At 67.1% G+C, this 14,979-nt stretch carries 17 protein-coding genes; 6 read left to right on the forward strand and 11 right to left on the reverse strand.

Annotated elements, in window-relative coordinates:
- Positions 1–162: 162 nt before the first annotated feature.
- Positions 163–462, reverse strand: coding sequence for a hypothetical protein (locus CFB35_RS22785; protein WP_059585078.1), 300 nt, complete (start codon positions 460–462; stop codon positions 163–165).
- Between the two features lie 220 nt (positions 463–682).
- On the reverse strand, positions 683–931 hold the full coding sequence (locus CFB35_RS22790; RefSeq protein ID WP_059585077.1) for a hypothetical protein: 249 nt from the start codon (positions 929–931) through the stop codon (positions 683–685).
- A 102-nt stretch (positions 932–1,033) separates the two neighbouring features.
- Between CFB35_RS22790 and CFB35_RS35700 the strand changes: the two genes are divergently transcribed.
- Entirely contained in the window at positions 1,034–1,255 is a 222-nt protein-coding gene (locus CFB35_RS35700) for a hypothetical protein (protein WP_143328753.1), read from the forward strand.
- A 171-nt stretch (positions 1,256–1,426) separates the two neighbouring features.
- Positions 1,427–2,797: an MFS transporter gene (locus CFB35_RS22795; RefSeq protein ID WP_060009377.1), complete on the forward strand. Its 1,371-nt coding sequence runs from the start codon at positions 1,427–1,429 to the stop codon at positions 2,795–2,797.
- A gap of 184 nt (positions 2,798–2,981) precedes the next feature.
- Here the strand turns inward: CFB35_RS22795 and infA are convergent, their stop codons facing one another.
- The 3 genes from infA to CFB35_RS22810 all read right to left on the reverse strand — a co-directional run bounded on the left by infA (position 2,982) and on the right by CFB35_RS22810 (position 4,545).
- A complete protein-coding gene (gene infA / locus CFB35_RS22800) occupies positions 2,982–3,245 on the reverse strand; it encodes a translation initiation factor IF-1 (RefSeq protein WP_006483034.1) in 264 nt (87 codons plus the stop codon).
- Between the two features lie 464 nt (positions 3,246–3,709).
- A complete protein-coding gene (locus tag CFB35_RS22805; protein WP_006483056.1) occupies positions 3,710–3,913 on the reverse strand; it encodes a cold-shock protein in 204 nt (67 codons plus the stop codon).
- Positions 3,914–4,194: 281 nt separating this feature from the next.
- On the reverse strand, positions 4,195–4,545 hold the full coding sequence (locus tag CFB35_RS22810) for a type II toxin-antitoxin system VapC family toxin (protein WP_226093947.1): 351 nt from the start codon (positions 4,543–4,545) through the stop codon (positions 4,195–4,197).
- 161 nt (positions 4,546–4,706) lie between these two features.
- Between CFB35_RS22810 and CFB35_RS22815 the strand changes: the two genes are divergently transcribed.
- The gene (locus CFB35_RS22815) at positions 4,707–5,747 is read left to right on the forward strand and encodes an acyltransferase (RefSeq protein WP_059585075.1); all 1,041 of its coding nucleotides are present in this window, start codon (positions 4,707–4,709) and stop codon (positions 5,745–5,747) included.
- Between the two features lie 318 nt (positions 5,748–6,065).
- Here the strand turns inward: CFB35_RS22815 and CFB35_RS22820 are convergent, their stop codons facing one another.
- Positions 6,066–6,482: a type II toxin-antitoxin system VapC family toxin gene (locus CFB35_RS22820; protein ID WP_179231777.1), complete on the reverse strand. Its 417-nt coding sequence runs from the start codon at positions 6,480–6,482 to the stop codon at positions 6,066–6,068.
- The gene (locus CFB35_RS22825; protein WP_059585143.1) at positions 6,469–6,705 is read right to left on the reverse strand and encodes a hypothetical protein; all 237 of its coding nucleotides are present in this window, start codon (positions 6,703–6,705) and stop codon (positions 6,469–6,471) included. Before CFB35_RS22825 ends, CFB35_RS22820 begins: the two co-directional genes overlap by 14 nt.
- 491 nt (positions 6,706–7,196) lie before the next feature.
- On the opposite strand from CFB35_RS22825, the gene CFB35_RS22830 reads away from it, so the two are divergent.
- Complete coding sequence (locus CFB35_RS22830; RefSeq protein ID WP_059585073.1) at positions 7,197–8,474, forward strand: acyltransferase; 1,278 nt, start codon at positions 7,197–7,199, stop codon at positions 8,472–8,474.
- A gap of 100 nt (positions 8,475–8,574) precedes the next feature.
- Complete coding sequence (locus CFB35_RS22835) at positions 8,575–9,963, forward strand: DHA2 family efflux MFS transporter permease subunit (protein ID WP_059585072.1); 1,389 nt, start codon at positions 8,575–8,577, stop codon at positions 9,961–9,963.
- 9 nt (positions 9,964–9,972) lie between these two features.
- Here CFB35_RS22835 and CFB35_RS22840 read toward each other — a convergent pair whose 3' ends face one another.
- The gene (locus tag CFB35_RS22840; protein ID WP_059585071.1) at positions 9,973–10,353 is read right to left on the reverse strand and encodes a DUF4377 domain-containing protein; all 381 of its coding nucleotides are present in this window, start codon (positions 10,351–10,353) and stop codon (positions 9,973–9,975) included.
- A 294-nt stretch (positions 10,354–10,647) separates the two neighbouring features.
- Here CFB35_RS22840 and CFB35_RS22845 point away from each other — a divergent pair, with 294 nt between their 5' ends.
- On the forward strand, positions 10,648–11,844 hold the full coding sequence (locus tag CFB35_RS22845) for a tyrosine-type recombinase/integrase (RefSeq protein WP_059585070.1): 1,197 nt from the start codon (positions 10,648–10,650) through the stop codon (positions 11,842–11,844).
- 133 nt (positions 11,845–11,977) lie between these two features.
- Here CFB35_RS22845 and CFB35_RS22850 read toward each other — a convergent pair whose 3' ends face one another.
- Genes CFB35_RS22850 through CFB35_RS22860 form a run of 3 tightly spaced genes read right to left on the reverse strand, consistent with a single transcriptional unit; the run spans position 11,978 to position 14,809 of the window.
- Complete coding sequence (locus CFB35_RS22850) at positions 11,978–12,196, reverse strand: YXWGXW repeat-containing protein (protein WP_059585069.1); 219 nt, start codon at positions 12,194–12,196, stop codon at positions 11,978–11,980.
- A 58-nt stretch (positions 12,197–12,254) separates the two neighbouring features.
- Positions 12,255–13,412 (reverse strand): DUF1501 domain-containing protein, encoded by a 1,158-nt coding sequence (locus tag CFB35_RS22855; protein ID WP_059585068.1) that lies wholly within the window; start codon positions 13,410–13,412, stop codon positions 12,255–12,257.
- 2 nt (positions 13,413–13,414) lie between these two features.
- Positions 13,415–14,809, reverse strand: coding sequence for a DUF1800 family protein (locus CFB35_RS22860; protein WP_059585067.1), 1,395 nt, complete (start codon positions 14,807–14,809; stop codon positions 13,415–13,417).
- Positions 14,810–14,979: the final 170 nt, after the last annotated feature.

A 14,979-nucleotide genomic window follows, 5' to 3' on the forward strand; every position in this document is an offset into this window, starting at 1 on the left:
CACCTCGCGCTCTGAAACAAACGAACGCTTCGAATCTAGTGCACGCAATGGGGGAAAGCAACGCGGTCATGGCGGCGTGAAAACCCTGCGTTCCGGCCTCACGTAAGACGTTTCGGGAGGCGCTCGCCGGGCTGTGCCGAGAGCCGTCGCGTCACCCCGTTCTCACACGAACAGCGACGCGACGATCGCACACCACACCGCACCCGCGCCGCACAGAAACACGCGTCGCGCGACGAACATTCGCGACTCGTCGTCGGACGTTTTCATCGGCGATGTTGCGAGAAACGGCACGCTGGCGAGGCACGCGAAACCCGCCAGCGCGGGCACGATCACGACGAAGTCGCCGAATCGCCAGGGCAGCGCTTCGTGCAATCCCCAGTAGCCGAGAAACAGCATGCCCATCGAGAACATCGTCGCCGCGGCCGAGCTGAGCGCGACCACCGATCCTGTCGGAAATTGCACGTGAACCTCCCCTCGCGCAGTGCACGATGCGACGCCTGTCGCCGAAGATCGCCACGATGTCGCCCGACGGCCGCGGAATCAGGCGTTCGTTTCGGGCCCGAATGCGTCGAGCGCGCCGGCTTCGCTCGCGAGCCCATGCGCGTTGTCACGAATTGACAGATTCGATCCGGTCGAGCGGGATGTCGTGCCTGCTCGATCGAGCAGCACGTGCATGACGTCGCTAACCCGGCTTCTTCGCGCCCTGCGCAACGGAGATCCACCCGACCACCGCCGCGGCGACCCAGCAACAGGTGATCATCAGGTCCAGATCCATCCAGCCCTCGAAATTCGTGCTGTTTTCGAAACTGCAGCGCTGATGGCCCCTGACCCACATGCAGCCGCTGATCAACTGCTGGATGTGCATGTAGACGCTGTACACGGCAACGGCGGAAGCGATGACGGCGACCCGCAGGCTTATGCTCTTTTTCATTGACGCTGAAGGCGTGGGATGATCTCGCGACGATCTTAAGCCAATGGCGATGCGTGACGCAATCGATCGGTATCGGCGCCGGTGGTGTACGCAGTGTCATGCATGCAATCGGCCGCGTACGGCGAAATCGTCGCAACGGAGTCGTCGCGCGCGATCGAGCCGGTCACGCTCGGGAACATCGACGCATTCGCTGAAGCACGATTGCGCGTCCGACGGCAATCGCGCATCGTTGTTCATCAAAACCGATGGGCTCGGCGATTATCTTGCCGAAGTACGCGAACGACCATGCCGATGAAGCGCTCGCCGCGGTATGCGACCGGATGAGGATCGACGCAGGCCGTTGACGCACTCGCGACCCGAACGCGGAGTGGCGACCTGAGCGCATGCGCAGGTGCGGGCATGGCGCTTGCACCGCCTGATGCCCTCGCCTGCTGACATGACGCTGGCAGCAGGCGGCGCTCAAAGTTGCACGAGCGCCTGCCGAGGAACGCCGCCATGACCGATACCGCAGCACTCGCCGACCACGCCCTCAAACGCCGCGGCGTGACGCTGATCGCGCTATGCATCGCCGTGCTCGTCGCCCAGGTCGATACGGCCGTCGTCAATCTCGCGACGCGCGCGATCGGCGCCTATTTCCATGCCGGTGTCGGCGCATTGCAGTGGGTCGTCGACAGCTACAACCTCACGTACGCGGTGTTGCTGCTGACGGGTGGCCTGCTCGCCGACCTGTACGGGCGCCGCCGCATCTTCATGGCCGGCACGACGATCTTCACGATCGCGTCGCTGCTGTGCGCGCTGGCGCCGTCGGTGTCGGTGCTGATCGCCGCACGCGCGCTGGCCGGCGTCGGCGCCGCGTTGTTGTTGCCGGCATCGCTTGCGATCGTGCGCGTCGTGTGGCGCGACCCGGTCGAACGCGGTCGAGCGCTCGGCATCTGGGCCGCATGCAATGGCGTCGCGATGGCGATCGGCCCGACGCTCGGTGGCGTGTTGATCCGGCACTTCGGCTGGCGCAGCATCTTTTTCGTCGTCGTGCCGCTGAGCATCGCCGCGATGCTGCTCGCGATCCCGGCCGTGCCCGAGTCGTCCGATCCGCACGGCCGGCATTTCGACGGCGCCGCGCAAGTCGCGGGCGCCCTCGCGCTCGGCGCGCTCGCGTATGCGGCGATCGTGTTCCGCGAAGCGCCGACCGCCTGCGCGATCGCCGGCTGCATCGCGATTGCGTCGTTCGTCGCGTTCGTGGCGATCGAGCGCCGCCACGGCGAAGCCGCCCTGGTACCGCTCGATATTTTCCGGATCGGCGCGTTTCGCGGCGCGATCGCCGCGACCACCGGCATGACGTTCGGAATGTACGGTGTGCTGTTTCTGCTGCCGCTGACGTGGCAGAGCGTCGGCCGCCTCGATTCGATCGGCGCGGGCCTCGCGCTGTTGCCGATGGCGCTCGTGTTCGTCGTCGTATCGCCGTGGTCGGGGCCGCTTTCCGAGCGCATCGGCACGCGCGCGACGACGGCCAGCGGTGTCGCGGTGATCGCAAGCGGGCTCGCCGCGATCGGCGCGTCGGCGGACGCGTCGAGCCTGTTCGGCGCAGAAATCGGCCTCGCGCTGACGGGGCTGGGGATGGGAATCGCGACGGGCCCGTTGATGACCGTTGCGGTCGGCGCCGTCGACGCGACGCGCTCGGGCACCGCCAGCGCGCTCGTCAACGTCGCGCGAATGACTGGCGCGACGCTCGGGATCGCGGTGCTCGGCACGGCGTTCGCCGCCATGCACGGCGGCGCGACCGGCCTGCGGGTGGCGATGTTCGCCGGCGCGGCGGTTCAATTGACGGGCGCGGCGGTGGCGGCAGTTGCCGTACAGCGGTCGGCATGACGCGTGACATGCGCGCTCGGCACACGCGGCGCCGGTAAAGGCGGGGAAACAGAAGAAGCCGCGGCGCGACAGCGCCGCCGACTACCGACGAACGGCACACGATGTGCCGTTCAGCCGGTTCGTCCGGCCACGAGGCCGGACGGGGAACGATCGGTGCGCGCTGCCGCGCGCCGATCGTGGTCGCTTAGCGGCGCGGCTGGCCGCTTCGCGGCGGACGCGGGGAATTCGCGTCCTTGTGCCGGAAGTTGATGCGGCCCTTGGTAAGGTCGTACACCGACAGTTCCAGCGTCACGCGATCGCCCGCGAGAATGCGGATGTGGTTCTTGCGCATGCGGCCCGACGCGTACGCGCCGACCACGACACCGTTTTCCAGCGTGACACGGTATTTGCTGTCCGGCAGCACTTCGTCGACGATTCCGTCCAGTTCCAGCAGTTCTTCTTTTGCCAAACCAATTCCTCCAGACAAGGTGATTGACCGCGGCCGCGGCGACTGCCCGGCGCCGACTCCCGCAAACGGGACGGCGGCCGGCAAGCGGCCGGGATCGGTTCGTTCAGACGGGCCTCGGGCCAGTCTTGCGATCGGTGCCCGGCGCGTTGCGACGTTCGGGCGGTCGGTGGCTGCGGCGCCAGCGGCGCCGCGCAAGTCGGGACCGCGCCAGCTACGGCATGGCGGCGGTCTGCTCGGGTTGATGCGTTCAAGCGGTGATGCGCTCGCGAAACGGCATGCATTTCACGAGGGCGTTGCGTCGCATGCGGTCAGGCATGCGATGAGGGAGGCGTCACGACCGATGCATCGTGAATGTCGCGATGCATCGGTCGTGCGCATCGGAACGCACAGGCTGCCGTCGAGCGGCGCCCGCGCGATACGCTATCCGGCAGCGGCCACCGATGGGCAACCGATGCCGATGCGGCTTACTGCGGCGTGATGTTCGACGCTTGCAGACCCTTCGGGCCGCGCTTCACTTCGAAGCTGACCTTCTGGCCTTCGGCCAGGGTCTTGAAGCCCGTGCCGCGAATTTCCGAGAAATGGGCGAACAGATCGTCGCCGCCGTTGTCCGGGGAAATGAAACCAAAGCCCTTGGTTTCGTTGAACCACTTGACGGTACCGGTATCCACAAATACTTCCTTAATACAAATGACGAATGATGAAGATGCGCCCGTGACGGGCACAGAAAGAATCAAAGAGGGAGAGACCAACGACTGCCGCACGGTGTGCGGCCAATGATGAGCAATCGAACTTCTTGACGACTTCGGTCTCGGACACTACGCGGTCGCGGCCGTTTCGTCAAGTTCTTTTGGTGCAGCGCACAAGCGCGGACCCGCGGGCGCTGCGCAGGATGCCGGCCGGCCAAGGGCGCTACATCGTCTGTTGGGACGGGAGGACCGCCCCTGCGACGCTAGTCGAATGGATTCAGCAACCGGACGCCGGTGCGAGCGAAATCGTCGACGTTGCGCGTGACGACCGTCAGATCGTTGATCAGCGCGGTGGCCGCGATCAGCTTGTCGAGCTCATGCGTCGGATCCGGCACGCGCAAATGCCCCCACATCTGGCTGGTCTCGACATCGACCGGCAGGATGTTCGGCGCATAGCCGGACAGGATCATCGCCACCCAGGCCTCGAGCGCCGACGCCTGACTGTGATCGCCGCGATGACGGATCAGGTCGACACCGCGCCGCAGTTCGGCCACCGTCACGACCGACAGGTAAAGCGGGCTGTCGGCTTCGGCCTGCCGGAAGAACGCCCGCACGCCCCGGTTGGTTCGCTTGCCCTTCCTGTGATGTCGTCTTGGCTCAAAAATTCCAGTCGGACACGGCGCCTTGCAGTCAGTAAAATCAAGCATTTGTCATATGCTTCTGAACGGCATGCCTGCTGGTTACCATACGTGCCGGAAAGACCGGAAACCTTACCATGAGCTCCAATAACCAAAACGCCTTCACCTTCCTGCGTCTGTTGGCCGCATATGCAGTGATCGTCACCCACAGCTACGTCGTGCTCGGACTGCCGCATGACTGGCTTGAGGCGCATGGCTTCCCGCAGTTCAGTGAGTTCGGTGTGAGCGCGTTCTTCGCGATCAGCGGGTACCTTGTGTGTAAGTCGCTGCAACGGAACCCGAATTCGATCGTCTATCTGCGCAACCGCGCGCTGCGCATCTTCCCGGGCCTGGCGGTTTTGCTACTGCTGACGATCTTCGTCGCCGGCCCGATCATGACGCATACGTGGTTGCCCGAGTGGCTCGAATACATGACAAACCTGTCGATGTACCAGCTCGTCCCGACGCTCCCCCACTTCTTCGCGACGAACCCGGTTCCCGTCATCAACGGCTCACTCTGGACGTTGTCGCTCGAGGTAACGTGCTATCTGATGCTGCTTGGCGTATCGTGGGCCGGAGCATTGAACTGGAAGGGGCTATTGCTGATGCTGATCGGCTGTTACGTGGCGCTGATGGGTGATTTGCTCTGGCAAGGGAACAATCTGATCGGCGTGAACACCTTCCAGCTTTCTCGCCTTGGCGTGTTCTTCTGGGGAGGAGCGTTTCTCGCGACCGTAACCTTGCCGCGTAGCTGGATCCTGTGGACAGCTTCGGTCTTGCTAGCCCTGCTGCCCTTCTATCTGTTCGCGTCCCATTCAGACTGGAAGATCAGGGCGTACGCCTTCAACCTGCTGCTGCCGTTCGTTGTCATTTTCGCGGCGGAACGCCTGCCCAGGCTGGCGTTCCTGAACCGCTTCGACATTTCGTACGGCGTTTATATCTACGCGTTCCTCGTGCAACAGATTCTGGTATGGCACTTCGGAACCGGCATCGGCCCGACCAAGCTATCTCTTTTCACCGTCGCGATCGTCACCCCACTCGCCGCTGCTTCGTGGTTCCTCGTAGAGAAGCCAGCGCTCGCGCTGAAAAGCAGATTCGCCGGCTTTCGGAGGAAAGACGTGCAAACGTCTTCTGCATAGCAGTGCCACGCATTGACACGCGACACCTCGACGACATAACCCGCGCACGGACGTCGATCATGCCGGCCGCCTCCTGATTCATATCCGTTGTTCGTGAAGGATTCTGGCCGGGCCGATGTGGCGTTAGATCGTCTGTCGGGGACGAGGAAAGCGAGCGCTAAAAGACGAGGATTGCTGCGCGAAAGGCACGCCGGAGGCGTTTCGATGCTCGGAGCGTGACATGTAGCTGCCGTGTTGGCCCTGCCACGGGAGCCGGCGTCGGGCGGGCCGACCGCCGCCCGTCCCGGCTTCTCGGGATGGTGGACCGCCCCTGCTACGCTAGTCGAATGGATTCAGCAGCCGGACGCCGGTGCGAGCGAAATCGTCGACGTTGCGCGTGACGACCGTCAGATCGTTGATCAGCGCGGTGGCCGCGATCAGCTTGTCGAGCTCATGCGTCGGATCCGGCACGCGCAAATGCCCCCACATCTGGCTGGTCTCGACATCGACCGGCAGGATGTTCGGCGCATAGCCGGACAGGATCATCGCCACCCAGGCCTCGAGCGCCGACGCCTGACTGTGATCGCCGCGATGACGGATCAGGTCGACACCGCGCCGCAGCTCGGCCACCGTCACGACCGACAGGTAAAGCGGGCTCGCGTCGGCTTCGGCCTGCCGGAAGAACGCCCGCACGCCCCGGTTGGTTCGCTTGCCCTTCCTGATTTCGCTGATGACGTTCGTATCAATCAAAAACACGGCCGACCTCGCCTGAATCCTGAACACGTTGGAAATCCGCGTCTTCGCCAACCTCCGGCATGCTCATCAGCACCTGCGCGAATGTCCGCCGCTTCGGCCGACCGAGCGCTTCGGCCAGAATGGCTCGATGTTCGGCCTCGGCGCTCCTGCCGTTGGCCGCTGCCTGCTCACGCAGGCTTTGAACGATAGTGTCATCCACGTTACGCACCAGAAGATTTGCCATGAGTACCTCCATCCAGATTTGCTATCAATGATAGCGTCACGAGGGTAAATTGCAAGCGTTGCTATCACTCTTGTAACCGGATGGACACGGGAGTCGACGCGAACCGGCGGCAACGGACGGCGAGCATTCGCCCCCTTTCGCCGCTGGCCCGACGCATCGACCTGCTGTCGCTCAAGGTAAGCCGGAGCGGGACGATGTGGAAGCCGGCCGAACGGCCAGTGTGGCGCCCATGGATCACGATGCGCGTTGGCCCGCGAGGAACGCAATTTGCGACGCAGCCCTCGTCGGCGACATGCGCGACGACCGCGGCCCGTCGCGTCGATTCGCGCTGAAACATCGTGTTGCATAACCGACCGCGGGCATCGCTATCGTTTGATACCATCAGACCACAAGACCGGCGATCGAACGCCGTGCGAAGCGCGCAGAAGACCTTGCATCGACGCGGACCCTCCGTGCCTGAAATCCCGATCCAAGACACGAGACGCTCTTCAGTGGACCTTGTTACGCCAACGCTGGAAACCCTCTTCTCCCCGACACCCGACAAACTCTACTTCCCGGCCTGCCTTGCGGCCGTGGCGATCATTGCGTGGCTCGTCGCCCGACACGTACCGTTCTACCGATCGGCCGTCGACAAGTCGCTGTCGATGCGCTATCGCAATCTCGACGGTTTCCGCGGCATCCTGGCCACCTCCGTGGTCTTTCATCACTTCGCGTGCAACCAGGCGTTGCTGTCGACCGGCGTCTGGGGCGCCGGCACCGAATTCCTGCGCAATCTCGGGACGATCCCCGTCGCGATGTTCTTCATGGTCACCGGGCTGCTGTTCTGGGAACGTGCATGCCGAGGCACGCTCGACGTGCGGACTTTCTTCGTCGGGCGCGTGCGGCGCCTCGCGCCGCTCTATCTGTTTTACGCGGCCGTCATCGTCGCATGCACGCTTTACTGGTTTCCCCGCAACGCCGTCGGCGCACCGACGCAGTTGCTGGCCGACCTGCTCAAGACCGTTTCGCTCGGCTGGTTCGGGGCATTCCCGATCAACGGAGCAGAGCGCACGCCCTATCTGAGCGGCGTCTGGTGGACCCTCGCCTACGAATGGCGGTTCTACGTCGCCGTTCCGTTTCTCGCGTGGTTCGTCGCCACGCGTGCGTGGCGCAAGCTGCTCGCGCTCGCGATCGTCACGGCCTGCGCCGCGCTGTACGGGCCGCCGGGCGGCATGGCGCTGCTGTTCGCGTTCGGCGCCGTGGCCTACGAGGTGTCGCGACATCCCGCGATCCGCGCGCGGCTGGCCACGAAACCGGCGGCAACCGTCGCGCTGCTGATCCTCGCGACGTCTCCGTCCCCGGCCGAACGCTATTCGATCGAAGGCGCGCTGCCGCTGCTTCCGGTGTTTCTCTGCATCGCCAGCGGAAACACGTTCTACGGCGTGCTCAAGACCCGGCCGCTCGCGCTGCTCGGCACCACCAGTTTCAGCATCTACATGATCCACATGGTGATCGTGTACATGATCATCCATGCGTTCAACAAGTTCGTTTTCCCGATCAATTCGGCCGGCGACTCGGGCATCTGGGCGCTCGCACTCGCATGCGCGCTGATTGCCGTCCTGTGTGCGCTGCTGACTTACCGCTACGTCGAGCATCCGTTCATCGCCACGCGCAACGACGCACGCCCGGCCCGCGGCGCGCCCGAGCGAACGCGCGTCCGCCGCGTCGAGCACCGTCCGTCCGACGAGGAACATGTCGTCGATGCAGTAGGCGAAACCGCTTCCCGATGACGAGCGGAATCGGTACCATCGGGCGATCGACGTCCGGCCGCCGCCGTGCGACCATGCAGCGGCGCCGCTCACGCCGGACTTCCGTACCACCGATTTCGCCATGTCCCGGGAACCCACACATTCCGCGCTGCTCTGGATCGTCGCCGCTGCCTTCTTCATGCAGTCGCTCGATACGACGATCGTCAACACGGCGCTGCCTTCGATCGCCCAAAGCCTGCATGCGTCGCCGCTCGCGATGCAGCCCGTCGTGGTCGTCTACACGCTGACGATGGCGATGCTCACACCGGCATCCGGCTGGCTCGCCGACCGGTTCGGCACGCGCCGCGTGTTCTCGGTCGCGATCCTCGTGTTCGTGCTCGCGTCGATCGGCTGCGCGGCGTCGCACACGCTCGGCCAGCTCGTCGTCGCGCGCGCCGTGCAGGGCATCGGCGGCTCGATGCTGCTGCCGATCGGGCGGCTCGCCGTGCTGCGCCGCGTGCCGGGCGAACAGTACGTCGCGGCCATCGCGTTCGTGTCGATCGCCGGGCAGCTCGGCCCGATCGTCGGGCCGACGCTCGGCGGCTGGCTCACACAGGCGATTTCGTGGCACTGGGTGTTCATCGTCAACGTGCCGGTCGGTGTGGTCGGCTTCATCGCCGTGCAGCGCTACCTGCCGCACGACCAGGCGACGCAGCCGCCACCGTTCGACTTCGTCGGCTGTGCGCTGCTGTCGGCCGCGATGATCGCGCTGTCGCTGGCGATCGACCCGCCGATGTCCGCGCATCGCGCCGCGTGGGCGGCCGCGCTCGCCGGGCTCGGGCTGGCGAGCGCGCTTGCGTACCTGCCTCACGCGCGGCGACGCACGCAGCCGCTGTTCCGCCTCGGGCTGTTCCGCGAGCCGAACTTCGGGTCGGGGCTGCTCGGCAACCTGCTGTGCCGGATCGGCACGAGTTCGGTACCGTTCATGCTGCCGCTGCTGATGCAAGTGCAGCTCGGCTATACGCCGCTGCAGTCGGGGCTGATGATGCTGCCGGCCGCGATCGCGGGCGTCATCGCGAAGCGGTGGATCGCGCCGCTCGTGAAGCGCTTCGGCTATGCAGCGTTTCTGGTCGTGAATACGGGGATCGTCGGCTGCGCGATCGCAGGGTTCGCGCTGGTGTCGGCGCGGCCCGCGCCGGTGCTGGAAGGTGCGCTGCTGATCGTGTTCGGCGCCGCGAATTCGATGCAGTTCGCGGCGATGAACGGCGTGACGCTCAAGGGGCTGTCGCATGCCGACGCCGGCAGCGGCAACAGCCTGTTCACGATGATGCAGATGCTCGCGATGGGTTTGGGCGTGTCGATCGGCGGCGGACTCGTCAACCTGTTCGCCACTTATCGGGGCTCGACGGCGCACGGGTTCATGCTGTCGTTTGCCTGCATGGGTGCGGTGACGCTGCTGTCGTCCGTCGTGTTCCGGCGGATCGATACGGCCGCGCCGGCGGCCGGTACCGCGGCGCGCCCTTCCGCGTGATCGCGGCCGTCAGTTCACCTGGCGGCGCTCGACGACGCGCTTGAGCACCCAGCGGATCGACGAAGCGTCGGCCGGCGGCCGCGCGACGCGGTATTCGTCGACTTCGAGCGTGTACAGGTAGCCGGGCTGGTACGCGAACCCTTCGATTCCCGCGTACCACAGGCTCCACGGCTCGCTCGGGCTGCCGCGCACCTGCAGGCACTCCATCGGCGCGACGCCCGTGCAGCGCGCGGACTGCGGCGCGACGTAGACGGTTTTGGTCACCGGCTTGCCGTCGGCCGGGCGAGCGGCATTCGGCGCGGTGGCCGCCGCGTCGGTCTGGCATCCGGCGACGAGCATGCTGCCGGCAATGGCGGCCACGCCAAGCAGCGTTCGGGTCTTGTGAATCATCGGGCATGCCTCTGGGAGCGTTGCAGGGCCAATTAGACGAGCCACCCGGCGAGAAGGTTCACAAACACCTTGCAGAACGCGTTCGGCCATTCCGGTTTGTCGGATGTCGCGTGCGAGCCGATACGTTACCGCCTCCCGGGCCCGCGGCGTGCATCGTCACCGGCCACGCGATCGCCATCGACGGCCGCTTCACCGGGTAGTGATCGTGTACCATCGGCGCTTCCCGACACGCTTCGACGCACTGCCTTCGTTCGCCGACCACGCCCGCGCGGTTCGCGCAGCGCGTTCCTTCGCATGACCTCATCCGCTCTGTCCGACACTGCACTCCGCCCGCTGCCGATCGATACGCTCGCCGTGCCGGCCGCGCTCGACGGACGCACGGGCACCAACCGCTCGGGCAGCGCGCATCCGCAGATCGCCGCGACCAACGACCTCGACGCCGTGCGCGCGTGGCTCGCCCGCTTCGTCGATACGCCGACCACGTTCCAGAACTACCGCAAGGAAGCCGAGCGCCTGCTGCTGTGGGCCGTGATCGCGTGCGGCAAGCCGCTGTCGTCGCTCACGCACGAGGATCTCGTCGTGTACCGGCAATTCCTGCTCGCGCCCGCGCCGGCCGAGGTGTGGTGCGCGAACGGCGGCCGCAAGCATCCGCGCGACGATCCGCGCTGGCGGCCGTTTTACGGGCCGCTGTCGGCGGCCAGCCAGCGACAGGCGCTGGTGATCCTGAACGTGATGTTCTCGTGGCTCGTGCAGGCCGGCTATCTGGCCGGCAACCCGCTCGCGTTGTCGCGACAGCGGCAGCGCCGGCCCGCGCCGCGCGTCACGCGCCATCTCGGGCAGCCGCTGTGGCAATCGGTGAAGGACGCGATCGCCGCGATGCCGCGCGACGATGCGCGCGCGTGCTTTCATGCGGATCGCGCGCGCTGGCTGTTCACGCTGCTGTATCTCGGCGGGCTGCGCATCACCGAAGCAGCCGATACGACGATGGGCCAGTTCTTCTGCCGACGCGACGCGAGCGGGCACGAGCGCTGGTGGCTCGACGTGACGGGCAAAGGCGGCCGGCAGCGGCTCGTGCCGGCCACCGACGAGATGATGGCCGAGCTGGTGCGCTACCGGCGCGCGCATGGCCTGCCCGCGCTGCCGCTTGCCGGCGAACCGACCCCGCTCGTGCTGCCGGTCGGCCAGGCGCGCAAGCGGCTCACGCGCGCGGCGCTGCACCGGATCGTGAAGCAGGTGTTCCGGTACGCGGCCGATCGGCTGCGCGCGAACGGCGAAGCCGGCGAACAGGCGGCGCGCGTGCTCGAACAGGCGTCCGCGCACTGGCTGCGCCACAGTGCAGGCTCGCACATGGCCGACGGCCGCGTCGACCTGCGGCTCGTGCGCGACAACCTCGGGCATGTGTCGCTCACGACGACGAGCCAGTATCTTCACGCGGACGACGACTGGCGGCATCGCGAGACGGAGGAGAAGCACCGGATCGGGTGGGACTGAACACCTGGCCGGCGCACCGCGACTCGGTGAACGAGGTCGAGCCCGCCCCAAACGCGTCGTGGTTGCACTTCGCACGATTGCTTGCCGCACGCATGTCGAGCTCGCCGCGCGACGCGTCGACACGCGTGCCGTGTCAGTACACGGCGACCCAGTGCCCCGGCACCCACGCCCAGTGATTGCCGGCCCACCGGTAATGCCCCTTCGCCCACCGATAGCCGGGCGCGGGCGGCGGCGGCGCCACCTCGACGACGGGCGCGGGCTGGGGTGGCCGCACGGGCTCGACCACGCAGGCGGACATCAGCGCGGCACTTGCGCTCACCAGCATGGCCAGCGAAACGGATCGGATCTTCATTGTCGATTTCTCCCTGTTGTGTAATGAGTTGATCGGGCCGCGCACGGCATGCACCGCGTCACGCGACCCCGCGAATCAGGCCGCTCATCGGCCGTATCGCGCCGCTTTCCGCGAACAACGCGGACGCGGTGCGGCGCGGGTCGAGCCCAAGGCTGTCGGCGGCCGCGCCCGCGATCAGCGCGTCGAGCGACGCGGTCGGTTTCAGGTCGCGCCCTTCGTACAGGTCGCCGGGCCGCAGCCCCGGCCAGTCGGCGATCACACGCCCGCCTGCGACCGCGCCGCCCGCGAGCATCGCGACCGACGCCTGCCCATGATCGGTGCCGCCCGTGCCGTTCGCCGCGGCCGTGCGGCCGAACTCGGTCGCGACCAGCACCGTGGTCTGCTGCCATGCCGGCCCGAGGCCGTCGCGCAGTGCGGCGAGCATCGTATCGAGCGCCTTCAACTGATTCGCGAGCCGCGCGTTCTGCGCGCTGTGCGTATCCCAACCGCTCGTCTCGATCATCGCGATCCGCGGCCCGTCGTCGCGCGCGAGAAACGTCGCGGCGAGCTTGCCGACGCCGGCCGGGTCCTGCCGCGCATGCGCGTCGCCTGCGAGGCCGCGCGCTTCCATCGCCGACTGCCACAACGGGCCGAGCTGTGCGTCGGCTTCGTAGAGCGCCGACACGCGCGTGAGCAGATCGTCCGGCGCGGCCGGCAAACCGGACGGCGCATACGACGCGGCCTGCACCGTGCCGCGCAGCGCAAGCGGCACGGTCGGCGCGAACGCGATTGCGCTGTCGCGCGTCGCCGGCAGCAGCGCGGCGAGCCGGTTCAGCCAGCCGTCCTTCACCTGGTACGGCGCACGGCCGCCCGTTTCGAGCACGTTCTGGCCGTCGAAATGCGAGCGGTCGCGATACGGCGACGCGATCGCATGGACGAACAGCGCGTGGCCGTCGCGGTACAACTGCGCGGTCTGCGCGAGCGACGGATGCAGCGCGAACGTGCCGTCGAGCCGCGTCGCCGCCGCCGTGTCGATCGCGAGCGGGCCGCGCAGCGACGCATACGCGGGCTCCGCATACGGGACGACGATGTTCAGGCCGTCGGCCGCGCCGCGCTGGATCACGAACACGAAGCGCCGGTCGGTTTCGACATTCGCGAATACGATCCGCGGCGCGACGAGGATCGCGCCCGCGCCGGCGGCGGCAACGCTGAGGAATTGTCGGCGGGACAGTGCCATGGTCATCTCCGTTGGAAATCGGGCGACACGAGCAGCAGCGCAAGTGACGTCGTCGCGCTTTCGGCGCGCGCGAGCGCGGTCGCGGTCGGCGCGCTCATCGAACCGGCGAGCAGCGTGTCGCCGAGCGTGCGCGGGTCGAGCCGGTCGCCCGTACGCGCGGCGAGACGCTGCGCGATCTCGACGCGGCGCACGAGCGCGTCGGGCGCGGCCCAGCTCGCGGCGACGTCGTCGTAGCCGGCCGGCGAGCCCGGCCGCCACACCGGCTGGCCGAGCTGCGCGAGCAGCGGCGCGGCCTCGAGATCACCCGTGTCGCGCCACCCGAGCCCGCGCAGCGACGATACGGCCCACTCCCACGGCGTCTTGAACTTGCGGTTGACCGGCGCCCACGCATCGGGCGCATCGACAAGCGCGCGATAGACGGTCGGTAAATCGCCGCCGCTCGCGGCGAATGCGCGCGCGAGCCGGTCGGTCAGCGCGGGCGGCAGGTTGTCGGCAACGAAATGACGAGCAAGCTGGAACGCGATGTGCCGGCCCGTCGCCTCCGAACACGCGAGGTCATGCAGGATCGCGCGCGCCTGCGCTTCGCCCGGTTGATCGTAGGTGCGGCCCATCACCGTGCGCGTGCCCGGTTCGTGCAGATTCGGGCGAAACACGAATGCGCCGGGCGCCGCATCGCCCGGCTGCGGCCCGCGCCCGCCGGCGATGCTCCAGCCGGTCAACGCACGGGCGAATTCCGTCACGTCGGCTTGCGTGTAACCGGTACGCACGCCGAGCGTGTGCAGTTCCATGATTTCGCGCGCGAGGTTCTCGTTGAGCCCGCGCTTCGCCGACGGATTGCGTGCCTGCGCACGCAGCGCGGCCGGGCTGTCGGGGCCGACCGAGCGCGCCTGATCGAGGAACACCTGCATCGCGGGATGCTGCTCGACGGCGACGAGCATGTCCTCGAACCGGCCGAGCACGTGCGGACGGATCGCGTCGCGTTCGAACGCGCCCGCATACGCGGCCACCTGCCCCTTGTCGACCGATACCGCGAAATGGTTCGCCCAGAAATGCACGAGACGTTCGACGAACGGCGCGGACGTGGTCAGCGCGCTGTTCATGCGCGCGGCGACGGCGCTGCGATACGCGTCGTAGCCGTCGCGGCGGATCGATTGCGCGGTCGCGCGCTTCGCGGCCGCGTCGTCGCCCGTCATCGCGTTGCGGATGTTCGCGAAGCGCGTGGCAAGCGTGACCGCGTCCGGCTCGCCGGCCCATGCGGCGGGCCGCGCGTCGTAGCGGTCGAATTGCGCGACGAGTGCCGCCTTCGGCTCGGCGGGCGGTGCTTCGTCGGCCCGTGCGCCGAGACCGAAACGGTTCAGCGCGATCGCGGCCGGCGTGGCGTCGTTCGGATGGTCCATGACGGGCTCTCTTGCGGTGCGTACTCACGTTCAACGCAAGCGCACCGGGAAATCCGTCGCGGGGCGGGAAAATATTTCTCGTGATCGGGGAAACGCCGGGCGGAAATCTCGCCGCACGGCGGCGCACATCGTCGACGGACAACGCCCGGGCGATGCGCCGGAACCGGCAC

Source organism: Burkholderia sp. AU16482 (assembly GCF_002223285.1).
Lineage (GTDB): Bacteria > Pseudomonadota > Gammaproteobacteria > Burkholderiales > Burkholderiaceae > Burkholderia > Burkholderia semiarida.

Coding starts and splice junctions, on each gene's coding strand:
- CFB35_RS22855 (WP_059585068.1), bottom strand. CDS start 13,412: ATGGCACTGTCCCGCCGACAATTCCTCAGCGTTGCCGCCGCCGGCGCG.
- CFB35_RS22795 (WP_060009377.1), top strand. CDS start 1,427: ATGACCGATACCGCAGCACTCGCCGACCACGCCCTCAAACGCCGCGGC.
- CFB35_RS22790 (WP_059585077.1), bottom strand. CDS start 931: ATGAAAAAGAGCATAAGCCTGCGGGTCGCCGTCATCGCTTCCGCCGTT.
- CFB35_RS35700 (WP_143328753.1), top strand. CDS start 1,034: ATGCAATCGGCCGCGTACGGCGAAATCGTCGCAACGGAGTCGTCGCGC.
- CFB35_RS22825 (WP_059585143.1), bottom strand. CDS start 6,705: ATGGCAAATCTTCTGGTGCGTAACGTGGATGACACTATCGTTCAAAGC.
- CFB35_RS22850 (WP_059585069.1), bottom strand. CDS start 12,196: ATGAAGATCCGATCCGTTTCGCTGGCCATGCTGGTGAGCGCAAGTGCC.
- CFB35_RS22860 (WP_059585067.1), bottom strand. CDS start 14,809: ATGGACCATCCGAACGACGCCACGCCGGCCGCGATCGCGCTGAACCGT.
- CFB35_RS22845 (WP_059585070.1), top strand. CDS start 10,648: ATGACCTCATCCGCTCTGTCCGACACTGCACTCCGCCCGCTGCCGATC.
- CFB35_RS22840 (WP_059585071.1), bottom strand. CDS start 10,353: ATGATTCACAAGACCCGAACGCTGCTTGGCGTGGCCGCCATTGCCGGC.
- CFB35_RS22815 (WP_059585075.1), top strand. CDS start 4,707: ATGAGCTCCAATAACCAAAACGCCTTCACCTTCCTGCGTCTGTTGGCC.
- CFB35_RS22835 (WP_059585072.1), top strand. CDS start 8,575: ATGTCCCGGGAACCCACACATTCCGCGCTGCTCTGGATCGTCGCCGCT.